Annotated in this window: 14 protein-coding genes and 1 pseudogene; 7 read left to right on the forward strand and 8 right to left on the reverse strand. The window is 67.0% G+C overall.

Features of this window, described 5'->3' with window-relative positions:
- Nucleotides 1-30: 30 nt before the first annotated feature.
- The 3 genes and pseudogenes from K309_RS36820 to K309_RS36830 all read right to left on the reverse strand — a co-directional run.
- Nucleotides 31-2,898, reverse strand: a pseudogene (locus K309_RS36820) (PAS domain S-box protein); the annotation flags it as partial.
- Entirely contained in the window at nucleotides 2,856-3,152 is a 297-nt protein-coding gene (locus tag K309_RS36825; RefSeq protein WP_035877886.1) for a chemotaxis protein CheB, read from the reverse strand. The gene K309_RS36825 and the pseudogene K309_RS36820, both read right to left, overlap by 43 nt.
- 61 nt (nucleotides 3,153-3,213) lie before the next feature.
- Entirely contained in the window at nucleotides 3,214-3,864 is a 651-nt protein-coding gene (locus K309_RS36830; protein ID WP_051320514.1) for a recombinase family protein, read from the reverse strand.
- A gap of 455 nt (nucleotides 3,865-4,319) precedes the next feature.
- Here K309_RS36830 and K309_RS0119145 point away from each other — a divergent pair, with 455 nt between their 5' ends.
- The gene (locus tag K309_RS0119145) at nucleotides 4,320-4,787 is read left to right on the forward strand and encodes a hemerythrin domain-containing protein (protein ID WP_029047926.1); all 468 of its coding nucleotides are present in this window, start codon (nucleotides 4,320-4,322) and stop codon (nucleotides 4,785-4,787) included.
- 158 nt (nucleotides 4,788-4,945) lie between these two features.
- Nucleotides 4,946-5,275, forward strand: a complete 330-nt coding sequence (fdxA, locus tag K309_RS0119150) for a ferredoxin FdxA (RefSeq protein ID WP_029047927.1) — start codon at nucleotides 4,946-4,948, stop codon at nucleotides 5,273-5,275.
- Here the strand turns inward: fdxA and K309_RS0119155 are convergent.
- Nucleotides 5,272-6,366: a substrate-binding domain-containing protein gene (locus tag K309_RS0119155; protein ID WP_029047928.1), complete on the reverse strand. Its 1,095-nt coding sequence runs from the start codon at nucleotides 6,364-6,366 to the stop codon at nucleotides 5,272-5,274. The two genes, fdxA and K309_RS0119155, sit on opposite strands and share 4 nt — an antisense overlap.
- A 158-nt stretch (nucleotides 6,367-6,524) precedes the next feature.
- On the opposite strand from K309_RS0119155, the gene K309_RS0119160 reads away from it, so the two are divergent.
- The 5 genes from K309_RS0119160 to K309_RS0119180 are packed head-to-tail and all read left to right on the forward strand — an operon-like array spanning nucleotide 6,525 to nucleotide 12,681.
- Entirely contained in the window at nucleotides 6,525-7,043 is a 519-nt protein-coding gene (locus K309_RS0119160; RefSeq protein ID WP_029047929.1) for a formate dehydrogenase subunit gamma, read from the forward strand.
- Entirely contained in the window at nucleotides 7,040-8,617 is a 1,578-nt protein-coding gene (locus K309_RS0119165; RefSeq protein WP_029047930.1) for a formate dehydrogenase beta subunit, read from the forward strand. Before K309_RS0119160 ends, K309_RS0119165 begins: the two co-directional genes overlap by 4 nt.
- A gap of 42 nt (nucleotides 8,618-8,659) precedes the next feature.
- Complete coding sequence (gene fdhF, locus K309_RS0119170; RefSeq protein ID WP_029047931.1) at nucleotides 8,660-11,563, forward strand: formate dehydrogenase subunit alpha; 2,904 nt, start codon at nucleotides 8,660-8,662, stop codon at nucleotides 11,561-11,563.
- 15 nt (nucleotides 11,564-11,578) lie between these two features.
- Complete coding sequence (gene fdhD, locus K309_RS0119175) at nucleotides 11,579-12,460, forward strand: formate dehydrogenase accessory sulfurtransferase FdhD (protein ID WP_029047932.1); 882 nt, start codon at nucleotides 11,579-11,581, stop codon at nucleotides 12,458-12,460.
- Nucleotides 12,457-12,681, forward strand: a complete 225-nt coding sequence (locus K309_RS0119180; RefSeq protein WP_029047933.1) for a formate dehydrogenase subunit delta — start codon at nucleotides 12,457-12,459, stop codon at nucleotides 12,679-12,681. Before fdhD ends, K309_RS0119180 begins: the two co-directional genes overlap by 4 nt.
- Before the next feature lie 34 nt (nucleotides 12,682-12,715).
- Here the strand turns inward: K309_RS0119180 and K309_RS0119185 are convergent, their stop codons facing one another.
- The 4 genes from K309_RS0119185 to K309_RS0119200 form a co-directional block, all read right to left on the reverse strand.
- Nucleotides 12,716-13,426 (reverse strand): DUF899 family protein, encoded by a 711-nt coding sequence (locus K309_RS0119185; protein ID WP_029047934.1) that lies wholly within the window; start codon nucleotides 13,424-13,426, stop codon nucleotides 12,716-12,718.
- 143 nt (nucleotides 13,427-13,569) lie between these two features.
- Nucleotides 13,570-14,265 carry a transglycosylase domain-containing protein gene (locus K309_RS0119190; RefSeq protein ID WP_029047935.1) on the reverse strand — a complete coding sequence of 232 codons (696 nt, stop codon included), beginning with the start codon at nucleotides 14,263-14,265 and terminating at the stop codon, nucleotides 13,570-13,572.
- Between the two features lie 81 nt (nucleotides 14,266-14,346).
- Complete coding sequence (locus K309_RS0119195) at nucleotides 14,347-14,586, reverse strand: hypothetical protein (protein WP_029047936.1); 240 nt, start codon at nucleotides 14,584-14,586, stop codon at nucleotides 14,347-14,349.
- A 118-nt stretch (nucleotides 14,587-14,704) separates the two neighbouring features.
- On the reverse strand, nucleotides 14,705-16,243 hold the full coding sequence (locus K309_RS0119200) for a DASS family sodium-coupled anion symporter (protein ID WP_029047937.1): 1,539 nt from the start codon (nucleotides 16,241-16,243) through the stop codon (nucleotides 14,705-14,707).
- Nucleotides 16,244-16,301: the final 58 nt, after the last annotated feature.

The raw sequence follows: 16,301 nt of genomic DNA on the forward strand, positions 1-16,301 counted from the left end.
AAACGGACGCCAAACGGACCCCGTTGCGCCTCAGGCGACGCGCAGCTCCCGGATGGCGTTCAGCAAGGCTTCCAGTGAGACGGGCTTGGTCAGGTGCGCGTCGAAGCCTGCCTGCATCGACTCGCGGATATCGTCCGGCCGGCCATAGCCGCTCAATGCAATCGCGGTCAGCTTGTGCAGGTGCGGCTGGCGGCGGATGGCGCGAATAAAGTCCAGGCCCGACATGCCGGGCATGCCGATGTCCGACAGCAGCAGGTCCGGGCAATGCTGCCCGAGACGATCCAGTGCCTCCTGCCCGCTGGTGGCAACCGACACGCTGGCGCCTTCCATTTCGAGCAGCATCTTGAAGGTCTCGACCGTGCCGGAATCGTCGTCGACCAGCAGGATCTCGGTGCCGCCCAGCGGCAGCGATGGCGCAAGCGCCGGCGCGGAGTCGGCGGCGACTTCCTCGCGCAGCGGGAGCGTTACGGTGAACACCGAACCCTTGCCGAGCCCGTCGGAATTCGCGCGCACCGTGCCGCCCTGCATGGTCACCAGCTCGCGTACCAGCGACAGGCCGATGCCAAGTCCCCCCTGCCGCGCGCTCGGCGCGGTGCCCTGGCGGAACATATCGAAGATATGCGGCAGGTTCTGCGCATCGATGCCAATGCCGGTATCGCGTATCTCCAGCACGCCGTCGCCGCCCTCTGTCACCAGCGAGACCGTGATCCTGCCGCCGGCGCTGGTGTATTTGAGCGCATTGCTGACCAGGTTCCACACCACCTGCTCGACCCGCGTCAGGTCGGCGTCGATCATCAGCGGACCGGCCGGCAAGATGCGCTCCAGCGCGATGTCCTTGCGCCTGGCCTCTTCCTCGATGGCGTGGCAGACGCGCTCGACCACTTCGCGCCAGTCGACCGGCGCGCGTGCGATCGATAGCTTGCCGGTGCGCAGGCGCGACATGTCCAGCAGGTCGTCGATGATGTGCGCCTGTCCGATCACGGTGCGCCGGATAGTGCCGGCGGCGCGCTGGATCACCGGGTTGCCGCGCCCTTCGGGCGAACGGATGATCAGCTCGGCGCTGGCGCTGATCAGGTTGAGCGGATGCTTGAGTTCGTGCGACACCACGGCCAGGAATTCGTCGCGCATGCGTTCGGCACGCGCGTCGGCGCGTTCGCCGGTGCGCGCGTCCGCGGAATCGATGACTCCCTGGCGCCCGGTGCGCGTGGCCAGCCGCGTCAGCGCCACTTCGTCGAGGTTGCGCATGATCTTGGCAAAGCCGCTGAAGCCGCCCTTGTCAATGCGCGACAGCACCCCGCTGGCGCGGAAGCGGCTGCCGTCCTTGCGCTGGTGCCAGCGGTCTTCCTCGACGCGGCCGTACAGGCGCGCCTGCGCCATTTCTTCCTGGGCGATGCGGGCGGCGCGGTCCTCGGGCGTGTACAGGGTTTCCGCTTCCTGTCCAAGCATCTCCGCCTCGGTATAGCCGAAGATCCGTTCGGCGCCGGTGTTCCAGCTGGTGACGCGGCCTTCGTCGTCGAAGGTGATGATGGCGTAGTCGCGCGTGCTTTCCGCCACGATATTCATGCGCTTCTCGCCTTCGCTCAGGCGCTCTTCGGCCGCGCGGCGCGACGTGATGTCGATGAACGACAGCACCGCGCCCTCGATGCGGTCCTCGGTGGTGCGGTACGGCAGGAAGCGCGCCAGGTACCAGCGGCCGTCGCTGCTCTTGACTTCGCGTTCGATCAGGCGCAGGGAGTCGAAGGCTTCGCCGGCATCGTCGGCAAGCTTGTCGTACTCGAGCCGGTGCGTGATATCGAGCAGCGAACGGCCGATGTCGGACGGGATGATGCTGAAGACGTCGGTGGCGCGCGGGGTGTAGCGCTTGATGCACAGGTTGCGATCGACGAAGACCGTGCCGATATCGTTGGCCATGATCAGGTTCTGCAGGTCGTCGTTGATCTTGCCCGTTTCCTCGACCTTGGACTTGAGTTCGGCGTTGACGGTGGTCAGCTCCTCGTTGATCGACTGCAGTTCTTCCTTGCTGGTCTCCAGCTCTTCCGTGGTCGAGCGCAACTCTTCGTTGATCGCCTGCAGCTCTTCGTTGGAGGCCTTGAGTTCCTCGGTCGAGGTTTCCGACTGCTCGATGGTGGCCTGCAGCTGCTCCTTCGTGCGATGCAACTCGCGTTCGAGCTGCGCGATCATCGGGTCGCGCTCGTCGGCGGCCTGGCCGCGCGGCGTTGCGCTCATGCTGTCCTCGACCTCGTCGAACAGCACCAGCACGAAGTCGCCGTTGGCCTCGGCGTCGTGTACCGGGCGCGCCGTCATGTTGACGAAGAAATGCCTGCCGTCGCGTTCGAGCTGTACGCGCCGGGCCTCGACGCTGTGGTTGGTCTGCAGCGCCTGGTAGATCGCGGTACGCAGTTCCAGCCGCAGTTCCTGGCGCACCGCGCCGATGATGTTGTGCGACGGCACGCCGCCGGCGTACTGCAGGAAGCGCCCGGCGCGGTCCGACAGGTGCACGATCTCGGAATCGCGGCTGACCAGCACGCTCGGCGGCGCGTGCTGCTCGATCAGCCGCTGGTGCAGGTCGCCGAAGGAGAACTTGCGCTTGCCGGCCGGCTGCAGCACCGTCACCGGCGTGCGCGCATTGAGCATGCCGGCCGACAGTGGCAACGGCGTTTCGGCGCGCACCGCGACGTTGGCGCGGTAGATGCGGGCCTTCTTGTCGACCACCGAAAACAGGTTGCTGACGCTGTCGGCGGCTTCGGAGCTGCCCAGGAACAGGTAGCCGCCCGGGCGCAGCGCGAAATGGAAGGTGCGCAGGATCTCGGTCTGCGCGTCGCGGTCCAGGTAGATCAGCAGGTTGCGGCAGCAGATCAGGTCCAGCCGCGAGAACGGCGGATCGCTGAGCACGTTGTGTCGACGATCATCAGGTGTTGGTCGGGTGGCGCCACGTAGATTGCGCCGGGCCGCAGCGGCTCGCCATCGCGGGCGTGGCGGGCCGGCAGAGGCCCGACGCTGGCCAGCATGTCCGGCAGCATGCTAGGGTTGGCGCCGATGTGCAGCACGGCGAGTACGGCCGCGTCCAGGTCCGGCGGCAAGCCGGCGGCGATATCCCGCAGCGCATTGACGCCGCCGGAGGAGGTGCCCAGGACTATGGTGTCGCGCTTCATGGGATCTCGGGTTGGTTTCAGGCCGCTGCCGGCAGCCGGAATCGAGCGGCAGGCTGCCGGTCTACTCCGCGGTGGATACCTCTGCCGGCACTTCGGGCGCGGCAGCGGCGCCGGTGTCGGATGGCTGGACGATGGCCGGCGCCGCCGCGCGTATCCGCAGCACGGTCTGGCGTGAAGTGTTGAAGCGCCGCGCCGTTTCGCTGACCGACTGGCCTTCCGCCAGCAAGCGCAGGATGGCATCGCGCTCGTCGGGCTTGTGCTTGGGCGGGCGTCCGACCGCACGACCCATGGCCTTGGCCGCAGCCAGGCTGTCGCGCACGCGCGCGCTGCGCGTGCTGCCCTCCAGCGCGGCCACTGCGCGCAGCACCATGACAGCTTCAGGCGGCGCGGGGCTGGACAGGTTGGCGCGGCCGAGTTGCACGCAGTGCAGCGCCACGCCGAGCAGGCGGAACTTGCGGACCGTGCCCAGCACTTCCTGCACGCTCCAGCCCAGGCAGCTCAGCTGCATCGTCACCAGCGTATCGCCGGCCCGCACCCGTTGCAGCAGCGACAGCATCCGCGGCCGTTCGGCCGCGGGCACCGAGGCCGGCTCGCACTCCCAGAAAGCGCGGCGCAGGTCGACGGTATAGCCGGCCCGGTCGGCTATGCGCATTTCATCTTCCATCGCTTCGAGGTCACGGGCGCGGTTCGAGTAGATGAAGGTAGACGTCATGAGGCTTCCTCGTTCTGGTTTTCGTCTCCGGTCGCACGGCTGGGCGTCCCTTGGGGCAAGCCGGGCAGGCGACCTGTTTCTTCTGATTAGCAAAACTCGTCCCAGCTGCGGGGGTGGCAAGATAGTGACGGTAAACGTGCGTATGTGCGCATTTTTGCTGTGTACGTAACGCAAGTTCTACGTACCCTTTACGGTCGCTCTGCAACGGCACGAGGTCGGCAGCTGCGCGCCCTCGGCGCGGCCACGCCCTTGAGCTTGGCCGAGGCGGCGCGCGCCTTGGCGGGCACAAATAACAACCCTTCGCGCAGGAATTGCAATGATTACCGTGCGCGCGTGCCGGATCCGTGCCGTCGTTGCCCTGTGTCCCACCGTGTGCGCGTCGGGCACAGAACCTGCCTGCACGGTGGCACAGCCGGGCAAGACCGGCTTCCCACTCAAGTTCCCAGGAGGCAATCGTGGACAAGTCGAAGATCCCCGCAGACCAGGCCGACGCCATCGGCGCATTGATGGACGATCACCGCGCGGTCAAGAAACTGTTCAAGGCGTTCAAGGACACCGACGACCGCGATGAGAAGGAATCGATCGCGCTCGAGGTCTGCCGCCAGCTGACCGTGCATGCCACCATTGAGGAGGAAATCTTCTACCCGGCGCTGCGCGGCGTCGGCGATGACATCGACGACATCCTGGACGAAGCGCAGGTCGAGCACCAGGTTGCCAAGGACCTGATAGCGGCGATCGAGGAAGACCCGGCCGGCGATATGCTCGCAGCCAACTTCACGGTGCTGTCCGAGTACGTCTCCCACCATATCGAGGAAGAGGAAGGCGAACTGTTCAAGAATGCGATCAAGGAGAAGGTCAACCTGCGCGACGTGGCTGAGGCCATGGCGGCGCGCAAGGAAGAACTGATGCAGCAAACCGCTTGATTTCCGGGACCGCTCCCATCCCCGGATGCAACTTGCCAGCAGAAGCGGCACGGTGCGGACTTCAGGCGATTTGAATAAGTCGCGCAAGGCCGCGCCACCCGCGCGGCTTGCCGAGCGGCTACGATGACGCAGTGTTTACCGCCGTACCGCGTTTGCCCATGACCTTTGTCGTGACGGATGCCTGCATCCAGTGCCGCCATACCGATTGCGTGGAAGTCTGTCCGATGACGTGTTTCCACGAAGGCCCCAACTTCCTCGCCATCGACCCCGACCAGTGCATCGACTGCTCGATGTGCGTGCCGATGTGCCCCGTGGGCGCCATCTATTCCGAGCATGACCTGCCCGACGACAAGCGCCATTTCATCGCGCTGAACGCCGAACTGTCGCGCCGGCCGGACTGGCCGCCGCTGCCGCAGGCCAAGGGCCCGATCGCCGGCCACGAGCAATGGGCGGACCATCCTGACCGCCTGGCGTTGCTGGTGCGCTAGCGCGTGCCCGCGTAGTCGGGAAACGCTTCGTCCAGCGTCAGCACGCTGCCGGTCAGCGTGCCGTCATAGCCCGGCAGCGCATTGACGCGCTGGCGGAAGGCCTCGCTGGTCAGCGCGCCGACCGCGCCCGACAGCGCCGCGCTGCGCAGCATCGATTTTTCGATGGCGAAGAAGTAGCGCTCCTTGATCACCGGCTCGAACCCCAGCCCGAACCGCCGCGCCGCGGTTTCCACGCCGAAGCCCACATCCGCCATGCCGCTGCCGATATACGCCGCCACCGCGGCGTGGGTGAACTCGCCGTTGCTGTAGCCCTCGATCCGTGCCGGGTCGATATGGCGCGCGGCCAGCATCAGGTCAAGCAGCAGCCGCGTGCCCGAGCCCACCTGCCGGTTGACGAAGCGCACCTCGCCCCGGGTCAGGTCTTCCAGCGTGCGGATCCCGAGCGGGTTGCCCGGGCGCACGAACAACCCCTGGCTGCGCACCGCCAGGTGCACCAGGCAGTGCGTGTCGGGCTTGAGCCAGGTGGTGAAGTGGCGCCACATGCCGTGCTCGAACTCGCCCACCGGCACATGGAAGCCGGCGATATCGCACGCTCCCGCGGCCAGTGCCGCCACCGCCTCGACGCTGCCGCAGTACTTCAGGTCGTGCCGCACGTGCTGCTCGTCGAGGAAGTCGCGCAGCGCCGCCACCGCGAAGCCGTGGCTGGCATGCAGCCGGACCGCGGCCCCGGACTGTTCCATCAGCTTCTTCAGTTCGATTTCCAGCTCGGAGGCCAGGCTGTCCAGCGTCGGCGACAGGCGCGCGCCGATGCGCTTGCTGGCCCACACCAGCTGCTGCGCCAGCGGCGTCAGCGCACTGCCGCGCCCGCGGGTCTTGTCGATCAGCGGGCCGCCAAATAGCGCCTCGGCATCGCGCAGGATGCCCCAGGCGTAGCGGTAGGACAGCGACACCGCCTGGGCGGAGTGACTGATGCTGCCCGATTCCTCGATATGGCCGAGCAGGGCAACCAGCCGCGATACGTCGAGGGCGTCGGTGCCGGCCGCGGCGTCGTCGCGGATTTGCAGGTGGGGGAGGATCGAGATACGGAGCATATGAAAAAAATAGCTTATTGATCGACCGTTGTCACTCTCTTATATTGCATTCCACGGCCTTGGCAGCGTAGCTGACAGGTCGGAAATAGGAAAAAAATAGCATATAAGGGGTGCGGACGGCAGTGGCTGCCAGCCCCAGCGACCCCACAGGAGACGCCATGCCAGACATCGCTCCCAACGCCCAGGCCTCCGCGGCCGCGATCGACGCCATCGTCGCCGCGCGGCAAGACATGCCGGGCGCATTGCTGCCGATCCTGCACGAGATCCAGGACACGCAGGGCCATATCCCGGACGCCGCCGTGCCGGTGATCGCCCGCGCGCTGAACCTGTCGCGGGCCGAGGTGCATGGCGTGATCACCTTCTACCACCACTTCCGCCAGCAGCCGGCCGGGCGCCATGTGATCCAGGTGTGCCGCGCCGAAGCCTGCCAGGCGGTCGGCGCCGAGGCGCTGGCCGACCACGCCAAACGTGCGCTGGGGTGCGGCTTCCATGAAACCACCGCCGACGGCGCGGTCACGCTGGAGCCGGTGTACTGCCTGGGCCAGTGCGCGTGCGGCCCGGCCGTGATGGTCGGTGAGCGGCTGCACGGTTATGTCGATGCGAAGCGCTTCGATGCGCTGGTCCGGTCGCTGCGCGAAGCGCAGTCCGCCAACGAAACCGCGGAGGTCCAGGCATGAGCGCCACCGTCAACACCATCTTCGTGCCACGCGATTCCACCGCGCTGGCGCTCGGCGCCGATGAGGTGGCCCGCGCGATCGAACGCGAGGCGGCCCGCCGCGGCGAAGCGGTGCGCATCGTCCGCAACGGCTCGCGCGGCATGTTCTGGCTGGAGCCGCTGGTCGAGGTGCAGACCGAAGCGGGACGCGTGGCCTATGGCCCGGTCAGCGCGGCAGACGTGCCGTCGCTGTTCGACGCGGGCCTGCTGCAGGGCGGCGCGCATGCGCTGGCGCTTGGCCTGACCGAGGAGATCCCGTTCCTGAAGAAGCAGGAGCGCCTGACCTTTGCCCGCATCGGCATCACCGACCCGCTGTCGCTGGACGATTACCGTGCGCACGAGGGCTTTGCCGGCCTGGAGCGCGTGCTGTCGATGACGCCCGCCGAGATCGTGCAGGAAGTCACCGATTCCGGCCTGCGCGGCCGCGGCGGCGCCGCCTTCCCGACCGGCATCAAGTGGAAGACGGTGCTGGGCGCACAGTCGGCCATCAAGTACATCGTGTGCAATGCCGACGAAGGCGACTCGGGCACGTTCTCCGACCGCATGGTGATGGAGGACGACCCGTTCATGCTGATCGAAGGCATGATCATTGCCGGCCTCGCGGTGGGCGCCGAGCAGGGCTACATCTACTGCCGTTCCGAATACCCCCACGCCATCGCCGTGCTGGAAAGCGCGATCGCCATCGCCAACGCAGGCGGCTGGCTGGGCGACGATCTGCGCGGCAGCGGCAAGCGCTTCCATCTTGAAGTGCGCAAGGGCGCAGGCGCCTATGTCTGCGGCGAGGAAACCGCGCTGCTGGAAAGCCTGGAGGGCAAGCGCGGCGTGGTGCGCGCCAAGCCGCCGCTGCCGGCGCTGGAGGGTTTGTTCGGCAAGCCTACCGTGATCAACAACGTGATCTCGCTGGCCACCGTGCCGGTGATCCTGGCGCGCGGCGCGCAGTACTACCGCGACTACGGCATGGGCCGTTCGCGCGGCACGCTGCCGTTCCAGCTTGCCGGGAATATCAAGCAGGGCGGGCTGGTGGAAAAAGCGTTCGGCGTCACGCTGCGCGAGCTGCTGGTCGACTACGGCGGCGGCACCCGCAGCGGCCGCGCCATCCGCGCGGTGCAGGTGGGCGGCCCGCTCGGCGCCTACCTGCCGGAGTCGCGCTTCGACGTGCCGCTGGACTACGAGGCCTTTGCCGCCTTCGGCGGCGTGGTCGGCCACGGCGGCATCGTGGTGTTCGACGAGACCGTCGACATGGCCAGGCAGGCGCGCTATGCGATGGAGTTCTGCGCGATCGAATCCTGCGGCAAGTGCACGCCGTGCCGGATCGGCTCGACCCGCGGCGTCGAGGTGATGGACCGCATCATCGCCGGCGACGAGCCGCAGGAAAGCGTCATCCGGCACGTCAAGCTGGTGCGCGACCTGTGCGACACCATGCTGTACGGCTCGCTCTGCGCGATGGGCGGCATGACGCCGTACCCGGTGCTGTCCGCGCTCAATGAATTCCCCGAGGACTTCGGCCTCGCCCCTAACCAGGCCAAGGCGGCTTAAGCCGACATTGTCTGACGCCAGAACAGAACACGGGAGACAAACATGGACTGCCGCGATGTGATCGACTTCGGTACCCCCGCCAGCGAATCGACCGAGATGGTCACCCTTGAAGTCGACGGCGTCAGCGTCACCGTGCCCGCCGGCACGTCGGTGATGCGCGCCGCGATGGAAGCCGAGATCGCCGTGCCCAAGCTGTGCGCGACCGACAGCCTCAAGGCTTTCGGCTCGTGCCGCCTGTGCCTGGTCGAGATCGAAGGGCGCCGCGGCTACCCGGCCTCATGCACCACGCCGGTGGAAGCCGGCATGAAGGTGAAGACGCAGAGCGACAAGCTCGCCGACCTGCGCCGCGGCGTGATGGAACTGTATATCTCCGACCACCCGCTAGACTGCCTGACCTGCCCGACCAACGGCAACTGCGAGCTGCAGGACATGGCCGGCGTGGTGGCGCTGCGCGAGGTGCGCTACAACGACGGTGGGCCTGACGTTGGCACAAGCGCAAAGCCCATCGCCACGCACACCGCGCTGAAGAAGGACGAATCGAATCCCTACTTCACCTATGACGCCTCGAAGTGCATCGTCTGCAACCGCTGCGTGCGCGCCTGCGAAGAGACGCAAGGCACCTTCGCGCTGACCATCAGCGGACGCGGTTTTGATTCCCGCGTCTCGCCCGGCACCAGCCAGTCGTTCATGGAGTCGGACTGCGTCTCGTGCGGCGCCTGCGTGCAGGCGTGCCCGACCGCGACGCTGACCGAGACCTCGGTCATCAGGCTGGGCCAGGCCTCGCACAGCACCGTCACCACGTGCGCTTACTGCGGCGTGGGCTGCTCGTTCAAGGCAGAGATGAAGGGCAACGAGGTCGTGCGCATGGTCCCGTACAAGGACGGCAAGGCCAACGAGGGCCACGCCTGCGTCAAGGGCCGCTTTGCCTGGGGCTATGCCACGCACAAGGACCGCATCCTCAAGCCGATGATCCGCGCGAAGATCACCGACCCGTGGCGCGAAGTGTCGTGGGAAGAGGCGATCGGCTACGCGGCTTCGGAGTTCAAGCGCATCCAGGCGAAGCACGGCAAGGATTCGATCGGCGGCATCGTGTCGTCGCGCTGCACCAACGAAGAGGGCTACCTGGTACAGAAGCTGGTGCGCGCCGCCTTCGGCAACAACAACGTCGACACCTGCGCGCGCGTGTGCCATTCGCCCACCGGTTATGGCCTGAAGCAGACGCTGGGCGAATCGGCCGGCACGCAGACCTTCAAGTCGGTGGAAAAGGCCGACGTGATCATGGTGATCGGCGCCAACCCGACCGACGGCCATCCGGTGTTTGCCTCGCGCATGAAGAAGCGCCTGCGCGCCGGCGCGAAGCTGATCGTGGTCGATCCGCGCCGCATCGACCTGGTCGACTCGCCGCATATCCGCGCCGATTTCCACCTGCAACTGCGTCCGGGTACCAACGTCGCGCTGGTGACGTCGCTGGCACACGTGATCGTCACCGAAGGGCTGCTCAACGACGCCTTTATCGCCGAGCGCTGCGAGGACCGCGCGTTCAACCAGTGGCGCGATTTTGTCGCGCTGGCGGAGAACTCGCCGGAAACGATGGAAAGCGTCACCGGCATCCCGGCGGAACAACTGCGCGGCGCCGCGCGCCTGTACGCCACCGGCGGCAACGCCGCGATCTATTACGGCCTGGGCGTCACCGAGCATGCGCAGGGTTCGACCACCGTGATGGGCATCGCCAACCTGGCCATGGCCACCGGCAATATCGGCCGCGAGGGCGTGGGCGTGAACCCGCTGCGCGGGCAGAACAACGTGCAGGGCTCGTGCGATATCGGCTCGTTCCCGCATGAGCTGCCGGGCTATCGCCACGTATCGGACTCGACCGTGCGCGGCCTGTTCGAGGCCGCGTGGAATGTCGAGATCAGCCCGGAGCCGGGCCTGCGCATCCCCAACATGTTCGAGGCCGCGCTTGGCGGCAGCTTCAAGGGCCTGTACTGCCAGGGCGAGGACATCGTCCAGTCCGACCCGAACACGCAGCATGTGTCCGAAGCGCTGTCGTCGATGGAATGCATCGTGGTGCAGGACATTTTCCTGAACGAAACCGCCAAGTACGCGCACGTGTTCCTGCCGGGCTCGTCGTTCCTGGAAAAGGACGGCACCTTCACCAACGCGGAGCGCCGCATCTCGCGCGTGCGCAAGGTGATGCCGCCCAAGGCCGGCTACGCCGACTGGGAAGCCACCATCCTGCTGGCCAATGCGCTCGGCTACCCGATGGACTACACCCACCCGTCGCAGATCATGGACGAAATCGCGCGCCTGACGCCCACGTTCTCCGGCGTCAGCTACAAGCGGCTGGACGAACTGGGCAGCATCCAGTGGCCCTGCAACGCCGATGCGCCGGAAGGCACGCCGACCATGCATATCGACGCCTTCGTGCGCGGCAAGGGCAAGTTCATCATCACCAAGTATGTGCCGACCACCGAGAAAATCACGCGCGCCTTCCCGCTGATCCTGACCACCGGCCGCATCCTGTCGCAGTACAACGTGGGCGCGCAGACGCGGCGCACGGACAACGTCTACTGGCACGCCGAGGACCGGCTGGAAATCCATCCGCACGACGCGGAAGAGCGCGGCATCAAGGATGGCGACTGGGTCGGCGTGCAGAGCCGCGCGGGCGATACGGTGCTGCGCGCCATTGTCAGCGAGCGCATGCAGCCGGGCGTGGTCTATACCACCTTCCACTTCCCGGAATCCGGCGCCAACGTGATCACCACCGACAACTCGGACTGGGCCACCAACTGTCCGGAATACAAGGTCACCGCGGTGCAGGTGATGCCGGTGGCGCAGCCGTCGGCCTGGCAGCAGCAGTACCACGACTTCAACGCGCAGCAACTGCAGTTGCTGGAAGCGGCCAGCGCGGACCCGACACAAACCGCGGCGCAGGCCGCGAACTGAGCGGAGGGCGACATCATGATGCGCTGCATGCAGTCACCACAGGCCCCTCCCGACACGTCGGCCATGCCGGACGAGATGCCGACCCACAGCACCTTTGCCGTCAGCCGCTGGCGGCAGGGAGAGATCTCGCTCAGCCCCGACGAGGTCGCCGAGGAGGTGCCGGTCGCGCTGGAATACAACGGCATCTCGCATGCGGTGATGCTCGCCACGCCGGCCGACCTGGAGGACTTCGCGCTCGGCTTCAGCCTGAGCGAAGGCATCGTGCCGACGGCGCGCGATGTCTATGACATCGAAGTCGACATGCGCGAGCACGGCATCGCGGTGCGGCTGGAAATCGCCTCGGAAGCGTTCATGCGGTTGAAGGACCGCCGGCGCTCGCTGGCGGGGCGCACCGGCTGCGGGCTGTGCGGGACCGAATCGCTGGAGCAGGTGATGCGCACCCCGGCGCCGGTGCACAGCGCAGCCAGCTTCCATACCGACGTGATCCAGGCCGCGTTCGTGCAGCTCCAGTTGCGCCAGGCATTGCAGCACGACACCGGCGCCACCCACGCCGCCGCGTGGCTGCGTGCCGATGGCCATGTATCGCTGGTGCGCGAAGACGTGGGGCGCCACAATGCGCTCGACAAGCTGGCCGGAGCGCTCGCGCGCAGCGTCGAGGACATCTCCACGGGCGCGGTCCTGGTCACCAGCCGGGCCAGCTACGAAATGGTGCTGAAGACCGCCGCCATCGGCGCCGGGGTGCTGGCGGCAGTGTCGGCGCCGACGGCGCTGGCGGTGCGGCTGGCCGAGCAGGCCAATGTCACGCTGGCCGGGTTCGTGCGCGCCGGCGCGCACGTGGTCTATGCCCATCCACAACGCCTGCAACACGGCCTGCAACACGAAGCGAGCCTCGCATGAACGTCGACAACCTGATCACCATGGCCAACCAGATCGGCAGCTTCTTCGAGGCGATGCCCGATCGCGAGGAGGCGGTCTCCGATATCGCCGGGCATATCAAGCGCTTCTGGGAGCCGCGCATGCGCAGGGCCTTGCTGGGGCACGTCGATAGCGAATCCGGCACCGGGCTGGACGCGATCGTCCAGGAAGCGCTGGCCCGGCATCGGAGCGTGCTGGAATAGCGCAGTCCGCCCGCGATCCGGTAAACCAGGGTCGCTAGCTGCTGCTGCCGTATTCCAGCTTCGGATACCAGTCGCCGCCGCGGCCTTCGGGCGTGGTATCCAGCAACGTCCAGAGGGGGTCGAGGTCCGGCGCGCCGCGCGGATCCTGTCCGGGGTCGGCCGTGAGGGCATACATCTCGCCGCTCCAGAAGTGCCGGATCTTGCCGTCGCGGCGCGTGAAGACCGTGTAGCCAGGCACGTCACCGTCTTCCGGGCTGACATAGTCGCGCGTGAATGCGCCGTCGACGTCGGCATAGACCTTCAGCCTGGTCCAGCCGCGCTCCTTCTTCGCCCGCAGCAGGCGTTCGACCGGCGAGCGGGCCACCATTGCCAGCGCCACGCGCTGCTCGATATCAGGCACCTTGTGGTCCCATGATCCCATCAGCGATGTGCACATCGGGCAAGGCCGTTCGCGCTGCGGCCCGAACATGTAGCTGTAGACCACCAGGGTGTCCCTGTCGCCGAACAGGTCTTCCAGCGTCACGGGACCGTGTTCGCCCTGGAAGGTGTAGCGCCTGGTGACTTCGCCGCCGGGCGGCAGCTTGCGGCGTTGCGCGGCAACGCGTTCGATATGCCGCCGCAGTTCGATCTCTTCGGCCAGCAGCGCATTGCGCGCCTTGCGGTACTCGGCACTTTCGTTGGGGAAATGAACCGGATTGCGTTGCGCCAGGTCCGCGGCCGGGGTGAGTGTTGACTTGTCTTCCATGTCGGCCCTCCTTGTCAGGCTAGCGTCTTGGAACAGCCATGCAAGGTGCGCTGCCCGCCACCAGGCGGGCGCCGCGGATGGCATGGCCCGTCATGGTTGGTGCGCGTCCGGCCCGGAATCGTTCCCACGCCGGGCGTCGGGCATCACTTCAGGCGCAAGGGCTCCAGCAGCGCCCCGTCATATTCGGGATGCGAAATCCTGCCCAGCTCCAGCATGCGCCGCAGGATATAGACCTGCCGCTGCCGCGCCCGGCGCGGATTGGCGACCGGGTTGTTCGCCGAGGGTGCCTTGGGCAGGCCGGCCAGCATCGCTGATTCGGCCAGCGACAGTTGCGCCAGCGGCTTGCCGAAATAGGTCCGCGCCGCATCGGCGAAGCCATATGCGCCCTGGCCGAGATAGATCTTGTTCAGGTACAGCTCGAGGATCTCGTCCTTGCTCAGCGCGTCCTCGATTTGGTATGACAGCAGCACCTCGTACAGCTTGCGCGTATAGGTCTTGTCGCGCGACAGGTAGAAGTTGCGCGCCACCTGCATGGTGATGGTCGATGCGCCCTGCGACAGGTCGTCCGAGAGGTTGGCGACGCCCGCGCGGACCACGCCGACGTAGTCGATGCCGTCATGCACGTAGAAGCGCTCGTCCTCGATCGCCACCACGGCGTCGATCAGCTCGCGCGGATAGCGCGACAGCGGGACATAGCCAGCGGTGCGGCGGAAATCCGTCAGCGCCTCCAGCGACGGCAGCTGCCGCTGGACGGCGAGGAGGGCAACGGTGGCAAGCAGCGCGCCCCCGACCACGGCGAGCACCAGCAGCTTGGCGAAGGCGGACCAGAGACTTTTCATGCGGCGTATTGTGCCAGCCGCGGGCGGCGCGGAGCGAGTCCCTGCTGTCCCTCTCGCGCGCGGCGGGTGGTGCCGCGGAGGTCAGCCCTTTGGTACCGGTACGCCCGCCGCCTGTGCCAGCTGTTCCAGGTTGCGCCAGATCGCCGGGTTGATGTCGATGGCGTCGGCCGCATGCTCCCGGTTGGCCGCCTCGAACTCGCCCGGATACTGCACGCGGTCGAATCCCGGCGCCGTCGGTGTGTCGTGCAGGCATTTGACGAACGCCTCCACCTCCGCGCTTTCCCGGCTCAGGCCGAGGTCAATACGCCGTGAGGAGTCCATGATGAAACTCTCCCTTGATTCCGCCCGCCGTTTTGCGCGCGACCTGCTGGTGGCGCAGTCGGTACCCGAGGACATCGCCGACGACGCATGGCGTCCTCATGGCGTCCTCATGGCGCCCTCATACCCAGCCCAGCCAGCGCCAGTACGTTGCCGCGAACAGCAGCATCAGGGCATAGCCGACGATGGTGATCGGGATGCCGATGCGCGCGAACTGGCGGCCATTGAAGGTCTCGGTGCCCAGGCACACCATGTTCTGCGGCGCGTTGATCGGCAGGATAAAGCCGAAGCTCACGGTAAAGCCCAGCAGCATGGTGATGCCGACGCGGTTGATGTCGCCCGGCAGTGTCTGCAGCACCGAGATCAGGATCGGCAGCAGCGCCGCGGTCAGTGCGGTGGCGCTGGCAAAGCCCAGGTGGATCAGGATCAGGAATGCCGCCAGGATGGCGAACACCACCACCGCGCCCTGCGTGGCCAGGCCGGAATGCGTCACCACGAACTCGCCGAGCCACTGGCCGGCCTTGGTGGACAGCAGCGCCGTGCCCAGGCTGATGCCAACGCCGAACACGATCAGCGTGCCCCACGGCGTGCGCTGCTGCATGGTCTTCCAGTCCATCACGCCGATGCGCGGCAGCATCAGGATCACCAGGCCCACAAAGGTTACCGTGGCGGTATCGAAGCTGTGCAGCTTGCCTTCGGTGGCCCAGAACAGCAGCAGGCCGATCGACACCGCGGCCAGCCGCTTCTGCGGGGCGGTCATCGGCCCCAGGACGGCCAGTTCGCGCTGCACGGCTTCCTTGCCGCCGGGAATGGCTTCGGTCTCGGGCGGCAGCAGCCAGCGCACCAGGAAGAAAAGCACCACCGACATGACCATCGCCCATGGCGCGCCCGCGATCAGCCATTGCAGCCACGTGATCCGCTCACCGAGCAGCTTGTCCATGAATCCCACCGTCAGCAGGTTCTGCGCGGCGGCGGTCTGGATGCCGACGTTCCAGATGCTGGTGGCCTGCGCCACCGTGATCATGATGCCGGCGGCGATATTCGATTTCTTGTCGACGCCGAACGCGGCGATCACGCCCATCATGATCGGCACCACGCAGGCGCTGCGCGCGGTGGCGCTCGGCACCACCAGGCTCAGCGCGATGGTGACGGCGATCGTGCCGACCAGGATGCGGCGCGTGCTGGTGCCGATGGCCGACAGCGTCACCAGCGCGATGCGCCGGTCCAGCCCGGTCACGGTCATGGCCGCGGAAATGAACAGCGCCGCAGCCACCAGCGCCAGCGCGGTGTTGGAGAAACCGGCCAGCGCCATGCCCAGCGCCCGGGAGGTGCCGTACTGCACGCTGGGATCGTTGACCGTCGGCGCGAAGCCGATCAATCCGGCCATCAGCGACGTGATCATGATCGCGCTGGTCTCGTACGAGACCGCCTCGGTGATCCACACCACGATGGCGAAGGCAAGGATGGCCAGCATGCGCTGGCCGGCAATGGTCAGGCCTTCGGGCTGCGGGATCGCGAGTACGCCGAGCAGCACGGCGACGGCGACGAACAGGCCCCAGTGCAGCGTCATCTTGGGCGCGGCGGCGCTGGCGGTTGCAGCGGTAGCCGGGTCCGTGGGCGGAGCGGGTGAGGCAGGGGAAGCGTGAGAGGTATCGGGCATCGCCGTTATCCTTTTCGTTGACGATCCTTGTCGAATATCTCGACACGGCGCTCGACAC

This window comes from Cupriavidus phytohabitans, from assembly GCF_000426345.1.
GTDB lineage: Bacteria > Pseudomonadota > Gammaproteobacteria > Burkholderiales > Burkholderiaceae > Cupriavidus.

Coding starts and splice junctions, on each gene's coding strand:
- K309_RS36825 (WP_035877886.1), bottom strand. CDS start 3,152: ATGAAGCGCGACACCATAGTCCTGGGCACCTCCTCCGGCGGCGTCAAT.
- K309_RS36830 (WP_051320514.1), bottom strand. CDS start 3,864: ATGACGTCTACCTTCATCTACTCGAACCGCGCCCGTGACCTCGAAGCG.
- fdxA (WP_029047927.1), top strand. CDS start 4,946: ATGACCTTTGTCGTGACGGATGCCTGCATCCAGTGCCGCCATACCGAT.
- K309_RS0119155 (WP_029047928.1), bottom strand. CDS start 6,366: ATGCTCCGTATCTCGATCCTCCCCCACCTGCAAATCCGCGACGACGCC.
- K309_RS0119160 (WP_029047929.1), top strand. CDS start 6,525: ATGCCAGACATCGCTCCCAACGCCCAGGCCTCCGCGGCCGCGATCGAC.
- K309_RS0119165 (WP_029047930.1), top strand. CDS start 7,040: ATGAGCGCCACCGTCAACACCATCTTCGTGCCACGCGATTCCACCGCG.
- fdhF (WP_029047931.1), top strand. CDS start 8,660: ATGGACTGCCGCGATGTGATCGACTTCGGTACCCCCGCCAGCGAATCG.
- fdhD (WP_029047932.1), top strand. CDS start 11,579: ATGATGCGCTGCATGCAGTCACCACAGGCCCCTCCCGACACGTCGGCC.
- K309_RS0119180 (WP_029047933.1), top strand. CDS start 12,457: ATGAACGTCGACAACCTGATCACCATGGCCAACCAGATCGGCAGCTTC.
- K309_RS0119185 (WP_029047934.1), bottom strand. CDS start 13,426: ATGGAAGACAAGTCAACACTCACCCCGGCCGCGGACCTGGCGCAACGC.
- K309_RS0119190 (WP_029047935.1), bottom strand. CDS start 14,265: ATGAAAAGTCTCTGGTCCGCCTTCGCCAAGCTGCTGGTGCTCGCCGTG.
- K309_RS0119195 (WP_029047936.1), bottom strand. CDS start 14,586: ATGGACTCCTCACGGCGTATTGACCTCGGCCTGAGCCGGGAAAGCGCG.
- K309_RS0119200 (WP_029047937.1), bottom strand. CDS start 16,243: ATGCCCGATACCTCTCACGCTTCCCCTGCCTCACCCGCTCCGCCCACG.